The sequence below is a fragment of the Nitrospiraceae bacterium genome, assembly GCA_019637075.1.
GTDB lineage: Bacteria > Nitrospirota > Nitrospiria > Nitrospirales > Nitrospiraceae > JAHBWI01.
This window is the reverse complement of the sequence record JAHBWI010000006.1, coordinates 86,305-101,361: the sequence shown is the minus strand read 5'-3', so window position 1 is coordinate 101,361 and position 15,057 is coordinate 86,305. Positions and strand designations below refer to the sequence as shown.

At 60.3% G+C, this 15,057-nt stretch carries 14 protein-coding genes; 2 read left to right on the top strand and 12 right to left on the bottom strand.

The annotated features are described in order from the left end of the window. The 8 genes from nuoK to ndhC all read right to left on the bottom strand — a co-directional run bounded on the left by nuoK (window position 1) and on the right by ndhC (window position 6,959). Window positions 1-303, bottom strand: a complete 303-nt coding sequence (nuoK, locus tag KF814_15875; GenBank protein MBX3237625.1) for an NADH-quinone oxidoreductase subunit NuoK — start codon at window positions 301-303, stop codon at window positions 1-3. Next, the gene (locus tag KF814_15870) at window positions 300-824 is read right to left on the bottom strand and encodes an NADH-quinone oxidoreductase subunit J (GenBank protein MBX3237624.1); all 525 of its coding nucleotides are present in this window, start codon (window positions 822-824) and stop codon (window positions 300-302) included. Before KF814_15870 ends, nuoK begins: the two co-directional genes overlap by 4 nt. 11 nt (window positions 825-835) lie before the next feature. Continuing rightward, on the bottom strand, window positions 836-1,423 hold the full coding sequence (nuoI, locus tag KF814_15865) for an NADH-quinone oxidoreductase subunit NuoI (protein MBX3237623.1): 588 nt from the start codon (window positions 1,421-1,423) through the stop codon (window positions 836-838). 51 nt (window positions 1,424-1,474) lie between these two features. Beyond that, entirely contained in the window at window positions 1,475-4,174 is a 2,700-nt protein-coding gene (locus KF814_15860; protein MBX3237622.1) for a molybdopterin-dependent oxidoreductase, read from the bottom strand. An 88-nt stretch (window positions 4,175-4,262) separates the two neighbouring features. Further along, window positions 4,263-5,510, bottom strand: a complete 1,248-nt coding sequence (nuoD, locus tag KF814_15855; protein ID MBX3237621.1) for an NADH dehydrogenase (quinone) subunit D — start codon at window positions 5,508-5,510, stop codon at window positions 4,263-4,265. A gap of 33 nt (window positions 5,511-5,543) precedes the next feature. Beyond that, window positions 5,544-6,041, bottom strand: a complete 498-nt coding sequence (locus KF814_15850; protein MBX3237620.1) for an NADH-quinone oxidoreductase subunit C — start codon at window positions 6,039-6,041, stop codon at window positions 5,544-5,546. A 16-nt stretch (window positions 6,042-6,057) separates the two neighbouring features. Further along, entirely contained in the window at window positions 6,058-6,585 is a 528-nt protein-coding gene (locus KF814_15845) for an NADH-quinone oxidoreductase subunit B (protein MBX3237619.1), read from the bottom strand. Beyond that, window positions 6,576-6,959: an NADH-quinone oxidoreductase subunit A gene (gene ndhC, locus KF814_15840; protein ID MBX3237618.1), complete on the bottom strand. Its 384-nt coding sequence runs from the start codon at window positions 6,957-6,959 to the stop codon at window positions 6,576-6,578. The genes KF814_15845 and ndhC overlap by 10 nt, the downstream gene beginning before the upstream one ends. 522 nt (window positions 6,960-7,481) lie before the next feature. Between ndhC and KF814_15835 the strand changes: the two genes are divergently transcribed. Next, window positions 7,482-9,044, top strand: coding sequence for an OmpA family protein (locus KF814_15835; GenBank protein ID MBX3237617.1), 1,563 nt, complete (start codon window positions 7,482-7,484; stop codon window positions 9,042-9,044). A 146-nt stretch (window positions 9,045-9,190) separates the two neighbouring features. Further along, a complete protein-coding gene (priA, locus tag KF814_15830) occupies window positions 9,191-11,551 on the top strand; it encodes a primosomal protein N' (protein MBX3237616.1) in 2,361 nt (786 codons plus the stop codon). A gap of 74 nt (window positions 11,552-11,625) precedes the next feature. Here priA and KF814_15825 read toward each other — a convergent pair whose 3' ends face one another. The 4 genes from KF814_15825 to KF814_15810 all read right to left on the bottom strand — a co-directional run bounded on the left by KF814_15825 (window position 11,626) and on the right by KF814_15810 (window position 15,057). Beyond that, window positions 11,626-12,057: a hypothetical protein gene (locus tag KF814_15825; GenBank protein ID MBX3237615.1), complete on the bottom strand. Its 432-nt coding sequence runs from the start codon at window positions 12,055-12,057 to the stop codon at window positions 11,626-11,628. 100 nt (window positions 12,058-12,157) lie between these two features. Continuing rightward, complete coding sequence (locus KF814_15820) at window positions 12,158-12,529, bottom strand: response regulator (GenBank protein MBX3237614.1); 372 nt, start codon at window positions 12,527-12,529, stop codon at window positions 12,158-12,160. Window positions 12,530-12,686: 157 nt separating this feature from the next. Continuing rightward, window positions 12,687-14,237 carry a PAS domain S-box protein gene (locus KF814_15815; protein ID MBX3237613.1) on the bottom strand — a complete coding sequence of 517 codons (1,551 nt, stop codon included), beginning with the start codon at window positions 14,235-14,237 and terminating at the stop codon, window positions 12,687-12,689. A 163-nt stretch (window positions 14,238-14,400) separates the two neighbouring features. Then, window positions 14,401-15,057, bottom strand: a complete 657-nt coding sequence (locus tag KF814_15810) for a response regulator transcription factor (GenBank protein MBX3237612.1) — start codon at window positions 15,055-15,057, stop codon at window positions 14,401-14,403.

Sequence of the window (15,057 nt, the reverse complement as noted above, 5' to 3'; positions counted from 1 at the left end):
TTACCACTTCAGCAGGTTCATCTCGTCGACGTTGGTGGAGATTTTGCCGCGGAAGACCACAATGATGATGGCCAAGCCGACCGCCGCTTCACCTGCGGCGATGGCAATGATGAACAAGGCGACGATTTGTCCCTGCATTGACTCCAGATAGTGCGAAAACGCCACCAGATTGATATTGGCGGCATTCAGCATGATCTCGACGGCCATCAGGACGATGATGAAATTGCGCCGGATCAGCACCCCAAGGAGGCCGGTCGCAAAGAGAATCGCGCTGACGACCACGTATGCGGACAACGGAATCATGAATCTCGTCTCGATTCGATCGTTTTGGGCGTCTTCGCCAGGACGATGGCGCCGATGATGGCGCCGGTCAGAAAGACACCGATGATTTCAAACTGGAGCAAATACTCGCTGAACATCTTGATCCCGACTGCGTGGGTATCGCCGCCCTGAAGAATCGCTGCGGTCGGGGCGTCGCCTTTGGCTCCGCCCATGGGAGACCTCAGAATCAGGGTCACCAGATAAACCAGGCCGATCATGGCCGGTGCCAGCATGTAGGGCGCTTTGGAGTGGAAATAGCGCTCTTCCGTCTTAAGGTTCAGCAACATCAGGACGAACAGATAGAGCACGAGGATGGCGCCGGCATACACGATCACCTGAACAGCCCACAGAAACTCGGCGTTGAGGATGATGAACAGGCCGGAGACATGCAGCAGCAGCGAGAGGAGTGCCAACCCGCATTGAACCGGGTTTCTCAGCGCGACGGTCAGAACGCCTGAGACAACACTAATCAGTGCAAAATATCCAAAAAACAGCCAGGACATGACGGTGCGGCTCAGCTCAAATGTTTAGGTTGTGCCTGCGTCGGCTTCACGACCGACTGCGGAAAATAGTACCGGTACTCGCGACTCTCGGTTGAATTCTTTTCCTGATTATGGGCGTACAGATATTTCTTTGCGTCCGAGAGATGGCGTTCACCGATCTCATAGAGCCGCTTCTTGTCGAACAGGAGGGTGCGCTTGTCGTGGGTGGAGAACTCATACATCTTGGTCATGGCAAGCGCGTTGACGGGACAGGCTTCCACACAGTAGCCGCAAAAGACGCACTTGGTAATGTCGATGTAGAACTCCGTGGCATATCGCTGCAACGGACGCTCCGGATCTTCCTGGCTGATGACCTTGATGCAGCGCGACGGGCAGGCGGCCTCGCAGAGGTCGCAACCCACGCAGCGGTCCCGGCCATCGTCGTATCGGAGCAGGCCCAGGGCGCCCCGATGTGCATCCGGAATCGTGCGCTGCTCGCGGGGATATTGGAACGTGATGGGGCGATGGAACATGTGCTTGAACGTCACCTTCATCGCGTCCCAGATCTCATAGAACAGCGCGGCCTGAAGAATCTTTTTGGTCAATGCCCCGACACTCATTCCCTGCACCTTGTCTCTCTATCTGCGCGAAAAAGACGGACGAGCTTACTCTTACCCAGCGGCCTTTTCAATATTGACGCGGGTCGATTTGAAGTACGGCACTCCGGTCGTCGGATCAGTTTCCACGGTCATGAGGTCTTTCACCGGGGGTTCGTTGAAATGTTCCGGGAAGAAGCAGGTCCCGGCCATCACCGTCGGGTCTGCTTTGACCCCGAGTTGCACCGAGCCCTGTTGCGACGTTATCCGGATCTTGGAGTCCTCGGTCAGCCCCAATCGTTCTATGTCCGCGGGGTGCATCTGCAGCCGGCCGCGATTCGGTTCGATGTTGATCAGACCCGAGGCCTGCGTGGACATCTTGCCCGAGTGATAGAGAACTTGCCCCATCAAGAGCGTGAAGGGTCTCGTGGCATCCCCGGCGGCGGGTTTCCCGTGATACCTGCCTCCGACTTCCGCCGCAAAGCCGTTCGCCAAATAAGCGTCGGCGTTCGGCGTCACGCGTCGAGGTTGCCCCAAATTGTAATACCCGGGCAACAGCTTCATGATTTCGTTTTGCACGTCTTGCGGAGACTCGTATGTCCAGTCATAGCCCAACCCGTTTGCCAAGGCGGTCATGATATGCCAGTCCGGCAAGCTTTCGCCGATCGGATCGATGGCCTGGCGAACGCGGAGGACTTTGCCTTCGAGATTGGTGAAGGTGCCGTCCTTCTCCGCATAAGTCGATGCCGGCAGTACGAAGTGTGCCAGCTTGGCCGTCTCGGTCAGGAACGGATCCTGAACCACCAATAACTGGAGCTGCGCCAAGGCGTTCTTCACATCGAGGGAGGCCGGCAGTGTGGCAAGGGGATTTTCCCCGATCACATACAGGGCCTTGATCTGGCCGCCGCGAATCCGCCGGAGAATTTCCATCAGATTGGCGCCGCTGTTGCTGGCTGGAAGCGTGACGTCCCACGCCTTGCCGAATCGTTCGCGAGCGCCGGGATCGTCGAAGCGGGCTTGTCCCGGTAGGAACTCAGGGGCTGCTCCCATATCGAGTGCGCCCTGTTCATTCACTTCCTCAGTCGCGGTGGTTACGCCGCAGCCGGGACGCCCAAGCTTTCCCGTCACCCAGGCGAGGTCCATCAACTTGAGGACATTGTGATAGCCGTTCGGCCGGCGCACGATGCCTTCCGCGCAGAGCGCGATGGATCGCGGGGCTTCGGCGAAGAGCGCCGCTGCCTCGCGGATCTGGTCGGCGGAGACTCCCGTCCGCGTCGCTACGTCGTCCAGCGAGACCTGCGCCAGCGCCTGTTTCAGTGCGGCGAAGGCCTCCGGGTGCTTTTTGACCGTGTCCTCATCCACCAGGTCTTGATCGATTACGGCCTTGAGGAGTCCGTCGATCAGGGAGGATTCGGATCCCGGTTTAATCAGCAGGGGATGTGAGGCCAACTGGCCGATGCTGGTCACCGCGGAGTCGGCGACAATGACTTGTGCCTTGTAGACCCGGATGGCCTCCTTGATGCGGACGGAGGTCAAGGGGTTGGTATCAGTGACATTGGATCCGATCACGAGGATCGTCTTGGCCTTCGTGAGGTCTTCCCAGTCGTTGAGCGCGCGGCCGATGCCGACGGCGTGCCGGGCGGCGTGCACGAAATTGACGTGGCCGTAACGGGCGCTGCTGTCGAGCTGATTCGTACGGAAGCCAGCCCGCATCAATTTCTGGAAGAGATACAATTCTTCATTCGTGCAGCGGGCCGTGATCAGGCCGGCGATGGATTCCGGTCCGTGCTTGCGGTGAATTTCCGACAGACGGTCGACCAGCGTGTGCATGGTCTCCAGCCAGGGCGTTTCGGCCAGCGTCTCACCCTTCCGGACGAGCGGCTGGCGCAATCGTTGCTGGCTGTCGATGTATTGGAAGCCGAACCGTCCCCGCACACAGAGCCCACCGTGACCTTTGGCCGTTTCCGTCCGGTCTCCCCACTTGTTCTTCCAAGAAAGGGGTGACGTGACTCGGACGACTTCGGTGTCTTTGGTTTCCAAGTACATCTGGCATCCGTCGCCGCAGTAGTTGCAGGTTGTCGTGGTCTTCCTCATCTGCCACGGCTTGTACAGATACTTGGAATACTTATTGGTGATCGCTCCCACCGGGCAGACGGCCAGGCAGTCGCCGCAGAATTCACAGGAGAGCGGCAAATCGCCCTTGGCCACGACCTGGTTGAAGCCGCCCTTCTTCATGAACTGCAGGGCGTCGATCATCAAGACGTCCTTGCAGACGTTGATGCATTCCGCGCAGGCGATGCAGCGGTTCATGTTGAAGTCGAGGACCAGGCTCCGCGTGTCTTCCGGGATGAATTTTTGCTTCGCGTTCGGCAGGTTGGTGACGCCGTGCTGGAAGGCCATGTCCTGCAGCTCGCAGTGGCCGTCCGCATCGCAGACCGGGCAGTCCAACGGGTGAACGGAAAGGTGCTTTTCGACCGCCTTCTTGCGTGCGGCGAAGAGATCGTCGCCTTCGGTCCGGATGACCATGCCGGCGGTGGCTTTGGCCGTACACGAGCGGACCGGCGCCTTCTTTCCTTCCTGCATGACCAAACACATGCCGCAGGAGCCGAAGGGATCGAATGTATAGTGGTAGCACATGGCCGGAATGATCTTGCCCGTGCTCGCAATGACGTCGTACAGCGACACCCCGTCCTTGGCCGTGACCGTCCGACCGTCGATGGTCAGTTCGATCGAGGCGGCTTCAACATCCGGGTTCGTGGCTGGCTTTAGACCCATGTTGCCTCAAATATGATGTCTCGATTTGGTGAGTGATCCGGTTCCGGATTCGCGGCCAAATCGTCAAGTCACCGAGTGATCAAATTCTCTACCGGTCGCATTCTCCCATCACGATATCGTAGGTGCCGAAGATCGTGACGGCGTCGGCAATCATGTATCCGCGCGACATATGGTCGAACGCTCCCATATGAATGAAGGACGGGGCGCGGATCTTGAGGCGGTAGGGTTTGCCCCCGCCCGTGCTGACGATATAGAAGCCCAACTCTCCCTTGTGGGCTTCGGTTCCGCAGTAGATTTCACCCGGAGGGGCGTTGAATCCCTGCGAAAACAGTTTGAACTGCTGGATCATGGCTTCGAGATTCGTGAAGACTCGTTCCTTTGGAGGGAACGTGACGCTCGGCACGTCGGCCATGATCGGGCCGTCCTGAATCTGTTCCAAGCACTGCCGGATGATCTTCACGCTCTCGTAGAGTTCCTGAACGCGAATCCAATACCGGTCGTAGGTGTCGCCGTTCTTGCCGACGGGGACGCTGAACTCGCACTTTGGATAGGCCGAGTAGGGTTCGTATTTCCGCAGGTCGTAATCGACGCCGGAGCCACGCAACGTGGGGCCGCTGAGACCGAAGCTTAGGGCGTCTTCTGCGGAAATGACCGCCACACCCTTGGTCCGCGCCAACCAAATACGATTCTTTTCCAAGAAGACGACGTACTCGTCGATCTTCGGCGGGAAGTAGTCGAGGAACTGCTTCAGCTTGGCAAACAGGGAGGGCGTGAAGTCCCGTTCCACGCCTCCGATACGGTACCAGCTGGTCGTCAGACGTGCACCGCAGAGTTCGTCAAACCAGTCGAGTAAGATCTCGCGGTCGCGGAAGCAGTAGAAAAAGACCGTCATCGCTCCGATGTCGAGGGCCTGCGTCCCCAGCCAGAACTGATGGCCGATGATTCGCTGTACCTCGGCCACGATCGTGCGGAGATATTCGGCACGATCCGGCACGGTGATGTTCATCAGTTTTTCAACGGCGCGGCAATACGCGAAGTTGTTGTACATCGCGCAGACGTAGTCGAGCCGGTCGGTGTGGGGAATGAACTGGTGGTAGGTTCCGTCCTCGGCGAGCTTTTCCACGCCGCGGTGGAGAAATCCCATTACCGGGGTTGATTTGACCAACCGTTCCCCTTCGAGTTCGAGGATCACCTTCAACACGCCATGCGTGCTCGGGTGCTGCGGCCCCATATTCAGGAGGAGCTCCTCGGTCCGAAGCGTAGGAAGGCTTTCGCTCTCCGGGTGCTCGGGATCGACTTTATAGACGGTTGTTCTCTGGTCTTCTAACTGTCCCATACGCCTGTGTATGCGTCTCAGATGGGGCTGGCCTTAGCGGGCCGGCTCATCCAAAAATTCAAAAGTGTCTCGCCATCCGCGGCCGCGCATCGGGAAATCTTTGCGCAAGGGATAGCCTTCGTCGTAGTCGTCTGGCATCAAAATCCTGCGAAGGTCAGGGTGATTCCGGAAGCGGATGCCCATCATGTCGTAGACTTCACGCTCCATGAAATCAGCGCCCTTCCAGATGTCTACCAAGGAGTCGACCACGCAGTCGGACTCCGGAACCCGCGTTTTCAGGCGGATGCGCTGGCGCTTCCGGATGGAATAGACCTCGTATACCACTTCGAACCGTTCTTCATCGTCCGGCCAGTCCACGGAGCTGACGTGAACAATATAGTCGAACTGCATGCTGGGATCGTCGTGCAAAAATTTGGCGACCTCGTGCAGCGCGTCTCGCTTGACGGTAACCGCCACGTCGCCGCGCCACTCGGTGGCAGAGACGAATGAACCCGGAAACGTTTCTTCTATGCGCGCGGCCAACTGATGCATCGTTGAATTGTCCGACTTAGACGTTCAGGGCTTCCTTCACTTGCTTGGGCTGTTTGGTGAAGACGCGCTTTTGCATGATGCGCTCTTGCAGTTTCAAGATCCCGTCAAACAGCGCTTCCGGCGTAGGAGGGCACCCTGGGACATAGATATCGACCGGCACGAACCGATCGACGCCCTGCACCACACTATAGGTATCGTAAATGTTGCCGGACGTGGCGCATGATCCCATGGCGATCACGTACTTCGGCTCCGGCATCTGATCGTAAATCTTGCGGATGACCGGGGCCATGCGACGGCAAACGGTTCCAGCCACGATCATGAGATCGGATTGCCGAGGGGAGGCGCGGAACACACCTGCTCCATAGCGGTCCATGTCATAACGCGACGACACCGCGGCGATCATCTCGATGGCGCAGCAGGCCAGCCCGAACGTCATGGGCCATAGAGAGCCCTTGCGTGCCCAATTGACGGCTTTCTCGACCGTGGTCGTGATGACATCGGGACTGCCGTCCTTATCCTGTCGCCCGATTTGTATCAGTCCCATTCCAAGGCTCCTTTGCGCCAGGCATAGACGTAGGCGACCAGGAAGAGGCCGATGAACAGCAACATCTCCAGGAGCCCGACCAAGCCGATCTTCTTGAACACGACGGCCCAGGGATACAGGAAGATGACTTCGACGTCGAAAATCACGAACAGCATCGCGAAAATGTAATAGCGGACCGGGAAGGGCATCCGGGCGTCGGAAAAAGGCTCGGACCCGCACTCGTAGGCCGACAGCTTCTCCGGTTCCGGGTACTTCGGCTGGAGGAAGTAGCTGATGAGCAGCGTCACTCCGCCGAATGCAAGCGCGACGAAGACGAACACCAAAATGGGAAAATACCGCGTGAGATATTCTAAGAGGAGCTCGGAACCAGCCATGGATCGAACCTCAAACGGTCTTGCGGACTTACAAAGAGGTCGGAATCTTAGCCCCCACCGATTTTTAATAGCAAGCGCACAAAGGACCTAGGGCTTCTAGTCCCGAAAGTCCTAGAATCTGAATACTGTCGAGTAGTTATAAGACGCGATTAGGACGGCTGAGAAGAGTTCGACTGCGGGTCGCTTTTGGGATTGGAATCGGAAGATGGAGCGGTCGGAGCGTGAGGGACGGAGGGCCGGGAAACCATGCGATCAGCGGGCATGCGGAGGTCCGTTGATTCGCGACCGCTCTGCTCATCCCATTCGGATTCCAGCGGTGTCGTCTCGTGGACTTTCAGTCGCCGACGAACCTGCGTGTTGATCCGACCCTTGTGCGCTCCCACGGGTAGCTCCTACGAGGCGTTCAGTCTCACGATATCACCGGCATGGTGTGGGGAGCAAACGGCCGCCAAAGGCCCGCATTTCTTGACAACCCCCCTGTCTTTGCTAAGGTTGCTACATATAACCGAAGGTGTAACCACCATGATGACACGATCGATGCGCGCCAGCCTGCTTCTTGTGTCCTGCACAATGCTGCCCCTCCACGCGCTTACCGCGTCGGCTGAGAATGCCCAAAGTGTGGGTTCCGGGGAGGCAGCCTTAACCTATTCGGCGGGCTCCATTCGTGAGCAGATGCCGCTCGACGGCATCGTGAATTTCATTACCGGCGACAACCAGATGACCGGCAATCGAATGGTCATCGGCTGGGCCGGGACCGATCACCTCTATCTCAAGTTGAAGAACCCCGGGGATGCGGCGTTGGGCGACCTCTATACGGTCTATCGCCGTGCCCGAAAGGTGTTTCATCCAAAAACCAAAGCATATCTGGGCCACGTCATCGTGAAGTTGGGCGTCGTGAAGGTCACCCAGCTCGACGCGACGACTGTGGGAGCACAGGTTGTCCGTAGTTTCGCTCCGATCTCGCCCGGCGACCCGATCATGCGCTTCACGCCGCCTGCTGCGGAGGAATCGGCTGCGCCTGCCGCCCCGGCGACGGAACTCGAGGGCATGATCCTTGATCTCCAGGCCGACAAGAACATGTCGCTGGTGGGGCAATACAACATTGTCTACCTCGATAAGGGGCGGGACGATGGACTTCAAGTCGGCGACCGTCTGGATGTTTCGAGGATCGGGAATGGATTACCCAAGCGCAAGGTCGGGGAGGTGAAAATCCTCTCGACCGAGCCGCGGACCTCCACCGGCTACCTCTATCGGGCCACTGCGCGGGTTCTGGTCGGCGACCTGGTTCAGTATAAGGACCATTCGCCGGTCGAAGCGATGGTGATGGATGGTGTCGAGGGCGATGTCGCGCCTCTGTCCGCTACGCCGGTTGCAGCCGGCCGTTCCGAGACCGCGAGTGCCGCGGCTGCTGAACCACGCCAGCCGTCGAAAGTGCGGCTCGAACGAGCGGGAGGTGTGACCAAGCTCAGCCTCGATGACCTGGTCGATCAACTCGAGTACGAGTCCGGCGAGGTGAAAGTCAAACCGTCGGCCATAGCCATCCTGGACGACATCACCGCCTATCTCAAGATTGCCGGGGTCGACAAACAGATTCGCGTGGAGGGTCACGCGGACAACATGGAGATTGGTCCGTCCCTGAAGGGCCGCTATCCGTCGAATTGGGAGCTCTCCAAGGCCCGCGCTGCTGGAATTGTTCGTTACCTGGTGGAGAAGGGCGGAATGGATTCGGCGAAGCTGTCCTCCGTGGGGTATGGCGCGAGTCGGCCTGTGGCGAGCAACGGCACCGAAGAAGGACGCAAGAAGAACCGCCGCATCGAAGTGGTTCTCTATGCGCCGGAGGAAGAGCCGAAGGCCCAGCCGGTTCACGAGGTGACGGATGCCGGTCTACCCGAGGCAGGCAAGTATACGTTCAATCAAATGGGTGCGGCGCCGGCCGATGTGACGCCGGCTCAGGCGGTTCCCGTTCCCGGCAGCGGGACGGCTTCGGTGGACAGCGGGTCTGAGCGGACGGTCCCAACATCCGCGCAACCGGCTTCTGCGCCTCCTTCAGGCGAAGCCGCGCCGAGCAATACTCCCGGTCTCTGAGCCACAACTCGGGCCACCGGTGTCCCAGACGCCGGTGGCCTGTCAGGCGTCCCCCCTTCCCTCAAGAATCCTCGACCGACTCCAACCACCGGCTCCGTGAAGCCTCGCCTCATTGTTGGCTGTCACTCGTGTTGCTACAATGGCGCATGTCCGACGTCTCGCAGTCTCCGGTCGCTTCCGCGTCCGTCCCAGAACCCGCTGTCTTTGCCGATGTGATTGTGCCCCGGCGGTTGCGTCGCGCCTTCACCTACCAAATACCCAGGGAATTGACCGGACAGGTCACGATCGGGCGGCAGGTGCTGATCCCGTTTGGGACCCAGACCCTGCATGGCCTTGTGGTTGGGGTGCATACGCGGCTGCCACGGCATGCTCCAACCGGGGCATTGAAGCCCATTCGTGCCCTCGCCGACCCGCTTGCCGACCAGGATCTGGCGAAGGATCGCGTCGATCTCCTGCGATGGGTCGCAGAGTATTACGCGGCCCCCTGGGGGCAATGTATCAATCTGATTCTTCCCCCTGGGGCGAGTCAGTCGCCAAAGATACGCCGACGCTATGTGGCGACCGAAGAAGGACGAACCTGCCGGCTGCCGGAGGCCGGCCTGGATGAGTCGGAACAGACGCTATTGGAACGGCTACAACGGCGGCGGAAGGGCTTGTCTGAGAATGCGCTTACGAAGGGAGTGGCCTCCAGTCCCTCTCGTGCGCTACGGCACCTGACCGATCTGGGGCTCGTGCGGCTTTCCGAAGACATTGCGACCTCCGGCTCGTCATGCGTCCCTGTATCAGGCCGCACTCCTCCGACTGTGTTGTCTTCCACCCTCGATCTGCTTCCCAGCGTCACGGACGATGCTCCGGCCGCCTCAGGCTGGCCGGCGACAATCCGTTTGGCCTTGCAACAGGCTCCTCCGGGAAGGGTGGTGCTCGATGCTGGTCGTGACCTTCGCGGGCAGTGTCTCGTGGAAGCAATTAGGCAAACGTTTGCCATGGGACGCCGTGTGTTGGTTGTAACCGGTGAAGTCGAGCGGGCAACCAGGCTCGCTGCGTTGGTCACGGAGGCGGGACTCGGCGCCTTGCTGCTCCACGGTGCGTTGTCCACATCGGCGCGGGGGGCGGTTTGGCAGGCTGCAAAGAGCGGGGCTGGCAACGTGTTGATCGGGACGCGCCTCGCGGTCTTTGCCCCGCTGCCCGAACTGGGCCTGATCTGGGTGGATGGCGAAGATGAAGGTGCATTGAAGGAAGAGCAGGCGCCGCGATATCACGCGCGCGACGTGGCCCGTTTTCGGGCGGGACGTGAGGGGGCTGCGCTGGTATGGGCGTCAAACCATCCCTCGCTCGAGGCCTGGCACGAAGTGGCGCTGGCAACCATGGTCCCCGCGAGCTACCGGGACAGCGCCATGGCTCCAACGGTGGAGGTGATCGATGCGAAGGGGCTCCCAAGCGGGACGTTGCTCGTCCCGGCGCTCTGCGAGGGCATTCGGGGCGCTCTGCAGCGGGGAGAACTCGCGATCTTGTATTTGAATCGAAAAGGGTACGCCAGCGTGTTGCATTGCCGTGACTGCGGCACGATGCCGCAGTGCGGGGCATGTAGCGTCACGTTGACCTTCCATAAGCTGAATCGACATCTGCGTTGCCACTATTGCGGCCGCACGAAATCGCTGCCGGAGGAGTGCCCGAAGTGTCACGGCCCGCATTTGGAACCGGTCGGGTCCGGGACTGAACGGGTCGAGGAGACGGTCAAGCGGATGTTCCCGGGAGCGCGAGTCGGTCGCATGGACAGTGACGCGGTCAGGCGTCCAGCCGATGCCAGGGCCGTTGCACAGCTTCTTGCCGACAAGGAACTCGACATTCTGATCGGGACGGAAATGCTCTTCCGATTACCCCTCTCGCCCCGAGCCGCGTTTGTCGGCATCCCCGATGCGGACGCCGGCTTGCATGTGTCGGATTTTCGCTCTGCTGAACGGACATACCATGGCCTGGTAGATGCGGTGGAACTCGCGAGGCCGGGCGGGCGGGTGATGCTGCAGACACGGTTTGGCGATCATCATGCCATTGCCGCGATCGTCGCCGGCGATCCGACCCAGTTCCTGACGCACGAGCGCGTCTTTCGAGAGATGCTGCAATATCCGCCCTTCACCCACCTGATTCGACTGGACATCTCCGGACGGGTTGAATCCGCGGTGGCGCGAGCCGCGCAGCGCTGGGCGGACTTGCTGCATGCGGCGCTGGCGGGTGACGGAGGCCGAGCGACTCGGCTTCCAGGACCCTACGGGACAGCTGGAGCGAAACAGCCGGGATCATTCGGCGGCGGAGACGTTACGATTCTGGGGCCCTCTCCGGCGCCCAAGCTGCTGGTGCGGGATCGCTATTGTTGGCAGATCCTGGTCAAGTCCACGGATCTGTCCCTCGCGCGAAGGACGGTGACGGGGACGCTCGATCGGCTCGAACAGGAGCAGCGGGTGGGACAACTGCGATTCGACGTGGATGTGGATCCGGTGGCGATGGCTTAGCGGAACCGGGAGTCGTGAGATGAATCTCCTGCGCGCCGGACGCTCCACGCGTCAGCACCTTGCGGAGGACTCTGTCAGCGGCGAGCACGCTTTTTTCGGATCTGCTCTGGAGCAGGCTCGGTTGCGGGCGGTACGGGCGGCTGGTTTCTTTCCTTCAGTCGCTTGAAGAGTCCCAGCGAGAAGGTGACCCAAAAGACTGATGAGAAGAGTCCGAACAGCACCGCATTGAGGATCGTTCCCATCTGGGCCTCGGTGGGTTCTGTTCCAGTCGATCTCACGATCAGCATGGTCGCGACGGGCCATGCCATACTCTCGACTCCCATCAACATGGTCGTCCAGGCCCAGACCGAGCCGATATCTGGGCTGCGCCACCACAGAAAGCCTGCCGCGCCGGCCCCGACCAACAGAGGCAAGGCCGTCGGCACCTGGTCCCACATCAACAATGCGCCGACGGCGAGTACGAGCCCGCCGAGCGCTGCATGCAACGGTACTATCGACCACGTCATGAGGGGTAAGTGGCTTCCATCGGGACGACTGTGCGGGCGCTAGTGTGCGGAGGTGGGTGAAGGAAAGTCAACGGGAGGTCGATCGGACCATCAACGACCGCTAGCTGGTGAGCTCGCCGTGCACGACGTCCAAGAGTTGCTTCATCTCGAACGGTTTCTGCAGCGTCCGTCGCGCGCCCAGCATTTTGGCCACGTCGAGAAAGTTCAGGATGCCGATCATGTCGCTGCCGCCGGTGATGGCCACGATCTTTGCGTTCGGAAACTCGCGGCGCAGGGTGAGGATGCTTTCGAGGCCGTCTTGGTCCGGCATCAGGATATCCATAATCACGAGGTCAGCCGGAGCCTTGCGGTACCGTGCGAGCCCTTCCTTCCCGTCCCGGGCGGCGCTCACTTGATAGCCGGCCTGCTCGAGAGTTTGGCGGATCAACTGGCGGATCGCGTCCTCATCGTCCACGACCAAAACCGACGGCATAGTACTCCTTCATAGATAGCGGGCGGCTCCGAAGGTCCGATCGGTCGAGGACCACGGACCTGCACTGCCGGGGGCGGCCGCCCTTCGCTTCGTCTCTATGACTGTAACGCTCCTCCTCATCCCCAGCAAGGGATTCTTCAATTCACCGCGCCGGTTTCTACCTTTCGATCGACGGATGTGTGGGCGGAGGGGGCTCGTCTGGAAGCGAAGGGAGATAGACCTCGACAGTGGTGCCGTGGCCTAGCTGGCTCGTCACCCGGATGGTTCCACCGTGTTCCGTGACGATGCCGTGGACGACTGCCAATCCCATGCCGATGCCCTCGCCGATGCCCTTGGTGGTGAAAAAGGGATCAAACATCCTGGCCTGCACGCCGCTACTCATGCCTTCACCGCCGTCGGAGACGGTCAGACGCACATAATCTCCGGACGGCAATTGCGGCGTGGATCCGGTCGCGCTCGGCCCCAGGCGTACGTCGTCGAGGCGAACTTCCAGAACCCCGCCGGTTGTACTCATTGCCTGTTCGGCATTAGCCAGCAGGTTCACAAAGAGCTGGTGGATCTGAGTGGGATCGGCCAAGACCGGACGCGTAGGCCCATGGATCCATTCACGTAGAGTGATATGGTCCGGCAGGCCGATCCGCAGCACGCGCAAGGTCTCCTTAAGCAGCCAGTGCAACGCCATGGGTTGTTTGGTGCTTCCAGCCTGTCGGCTGAACACGAGCATCTGGTGGACGAGGTCCCGTGCCCGTTTTGAAGCGACGATCACCTGCTGCAGATGTCCATAGGGTTTGCTGTCGGGCGGAATCGCCGGCAGCGTCAACTCGGTAAAACCGAGGATGGCGGTCAGGCAGTTGTTGAACTCGTGCGCAATTCCGCCTGAGAGGGTCGCGATCGCTTCCATCTTGTTGGCGTGGTGCTGGCGTGCGGCCGATTCCTTTTGTGCCGTCAGGTCGGACAAGATCAGTTGGAGGGCCGAGGTGCCGTCGAAGGTGATCGGGGCCGCCGTGAGTTCAATCTCGACGGTGGTTCCATCAGGCCTTACAAGGCGTGCCTCGCAAGGCGCGACTGCGCCGCCCTCGGCTTCTTCTGTTGCATAGGCTGCGTGCAGGAGATCGGTGGACAGCCAGTTCGTGATCGGCTGCCCGATCAGTTCCCTCGGCGAGGCTGCGCCGAAGAGGTGCGCACCGGCGGGATTGGTAAACACGATGACTCCGCCGGAACTGACAAGGACCGGTTGAGGCGATGCCTGGATGAGGTTACGGTACCGTTCTTCACTCGCCTGCAGTGCTTCCAACGCATGCTTCCTGGCGGTCATATCCCGAACCGTCCCTACATAGCCGGTGACGTCCATCCCGCCCGTCTTCAACGGGAAGGCTTCGACCGTCACCCATCTGACCGTGGCGTCGGGGCGTTGGAATCGGCACTCGGTGAGGAAGGTGCGGCCTTCGGCGGTGGCCTTTGTCCATTCGGCGATGAGATGTCCTTGATCATCGGGATGCAGCGCGGTGAGCCACCCCTGGCCGCTCGCGCCTGAGCGGGGTAGCCCGGTCAGTGCGTAGAGGCGATCGTTGAGATAAAGGCAGTTGCCGCATGAGTCGGTGAGGAAGATGCCGACGGAAGCCTGGTTGGCGAGCGCCTGGAGAAATGCGTCCGTCGCGCTGGGCCCTCGGGTCTCAGGCGAGTGTGCGGTCGTACCAGTAGAGGTCAAGCGGGGTTCCGTTCGCCGTCGATCAGGGGCACCGGAAAGGTGCCTGATTGATAGTATAACCGACCTAGGGACTATCAGATAGATATGATTGGAGATCGAGACGCTGAGGGCATTCGGCTCTATACGTGTAGAGCCGAATGCCCTCACGGCGGATTCGTAGCGGTCAGGATTTCCGGCGGATGAAGAAGGCGGCAGCCTGGGCGCGCCGGGTGATGTGCAGCTTCTGGAAAATGTTCGACAGGTAGTTCTTGACGGTCTTGTCGCTCAGCTGGAGCGAGGCCGCAATCTCCTTGTTGGTGCGTCCTTCCGCTACCAGAGCCAAGACCCGTTCCTCTTGGGGTGAGAGTTGGTCGATCCCGCCTCGTATGCGGGTGCGATCTGCTCCCTTGATCCAGTCGAGCGCCCGCTCCGTGATGGTCGGGTCGAGGATGGACTGACCCTCCGCGACGGCTTGGATCGCGCCGACGAGCGCGGAGGAATCGATTTCCTTCAGCACGTACCCATGCGCGCCCGCGAGGACGGCGGCCAGGACCGAGTCGTCATCGGCGTAGGAAGTCAGGAAGATTACGCGGGTGTCCGGGCAACTCGACACAATCTCCCGGCAGGCTTCCACGCCAGAGCCGTCGGGAAGGCGCGCATCCATCAGCACCACGTCCGGCCTCAGCCGGAACGCCTCACGGATGGAGTCGGCCATCGTACCGGCCTCTCCCACAATCCGCAGGTCCTGATGTTCATTGAGCAGCGTGCGCAGTCCTACGCGAACGACCTCGTGGTCATCCACCAACAGAATGCGGATCGTGTGTGTCTTCAGTGCGGGCAT

Coding starts and splice junctions, on each gene's coding strand:
- KF814_15845 (MBX3237619.1), bottom strand. CDS start 6,585: ATGGGACTGATACAAATCGGGCGACAGGATAAGGACGGCAGTCCCGAT.
- KF814_15835 (MBX3237617.1), top strand. CDS start 7,482: ATGATGACACGATCGATGCGCGCCAGCCTGCTTCTTGTGTCCTGCACA.
- KF814_15820 (MBX3237614.1), bottom strand. CDS start 12,529: ATGCCGTCGGTTTTGGTCGTGGACGATGAGGACGCGATCCGCCAGTTG.
- nuoD (MBX3237621.1), bottom strand. CDS start 5,510: ATGGGACAGTTAGAAGACCAGAGAACAACCGTCTATAAAGTCGATCCC.
- KF814_15860 (MBX3237622.1), bottom strand. CDS start 4,174: ATGGGTCTAAAGCCAGCCACGAACCCGGATGTTGAAGCCGCCTCGATC.
- KF814_15810 (MBX3237612.1), bottom strand. CDS start 15,057: ATGCCCGCACTGAAGACACACACGATCCGCATTCTGTTGGTGGATGAC.
- KF814_15825 (MBX3237615.1), bottom strand. CDS start 12,057: ATGACGTGGTCGATAGTACCGTTGCATGCAGCGCTCGGCGGGCTCGTA.
- nuoI (MBX3237623.1), bottom strand. CDS start 1,423: ATGAGTGTCGGGGCATTGACCAAAAAGATTCTTCAGGCCGCGCTGTTC.
- priA (MBX3237616.1), top strand. CDS start 9,191: ATGTCCGACGTCTCGCAGTCTCCGGTCGCTTCCGCGTCCGTCCCAGAA.
- KF814_15870 (MBX3237624.1), bottom strand. CDS start 824: ATGTCCTGGCTGTTTTTTGGATATTTTGCACTGATTAGTGTTGTCTCA.
- KF814_15850 (MBX3237620.1), bottom strand. CDS start 6,041: ATGCATCAGTTGGCCGCGCGCATAGAAGAAACGTTTCCGGGTTCATTC.
- nuoK (MBX3237625.1), bottom strand. CDS start 303: ATGATTCCGTTGTCCGCATACGTGGTCGTCAGCGCGATTCTCTTTGCG.
- ndhC (MBX3237618.1), bottom strand. CDS start 6,959: ATGGCTGGTTCCGAGCTCCTCTTAGAATATCTCACGCGGTATTTTCCC.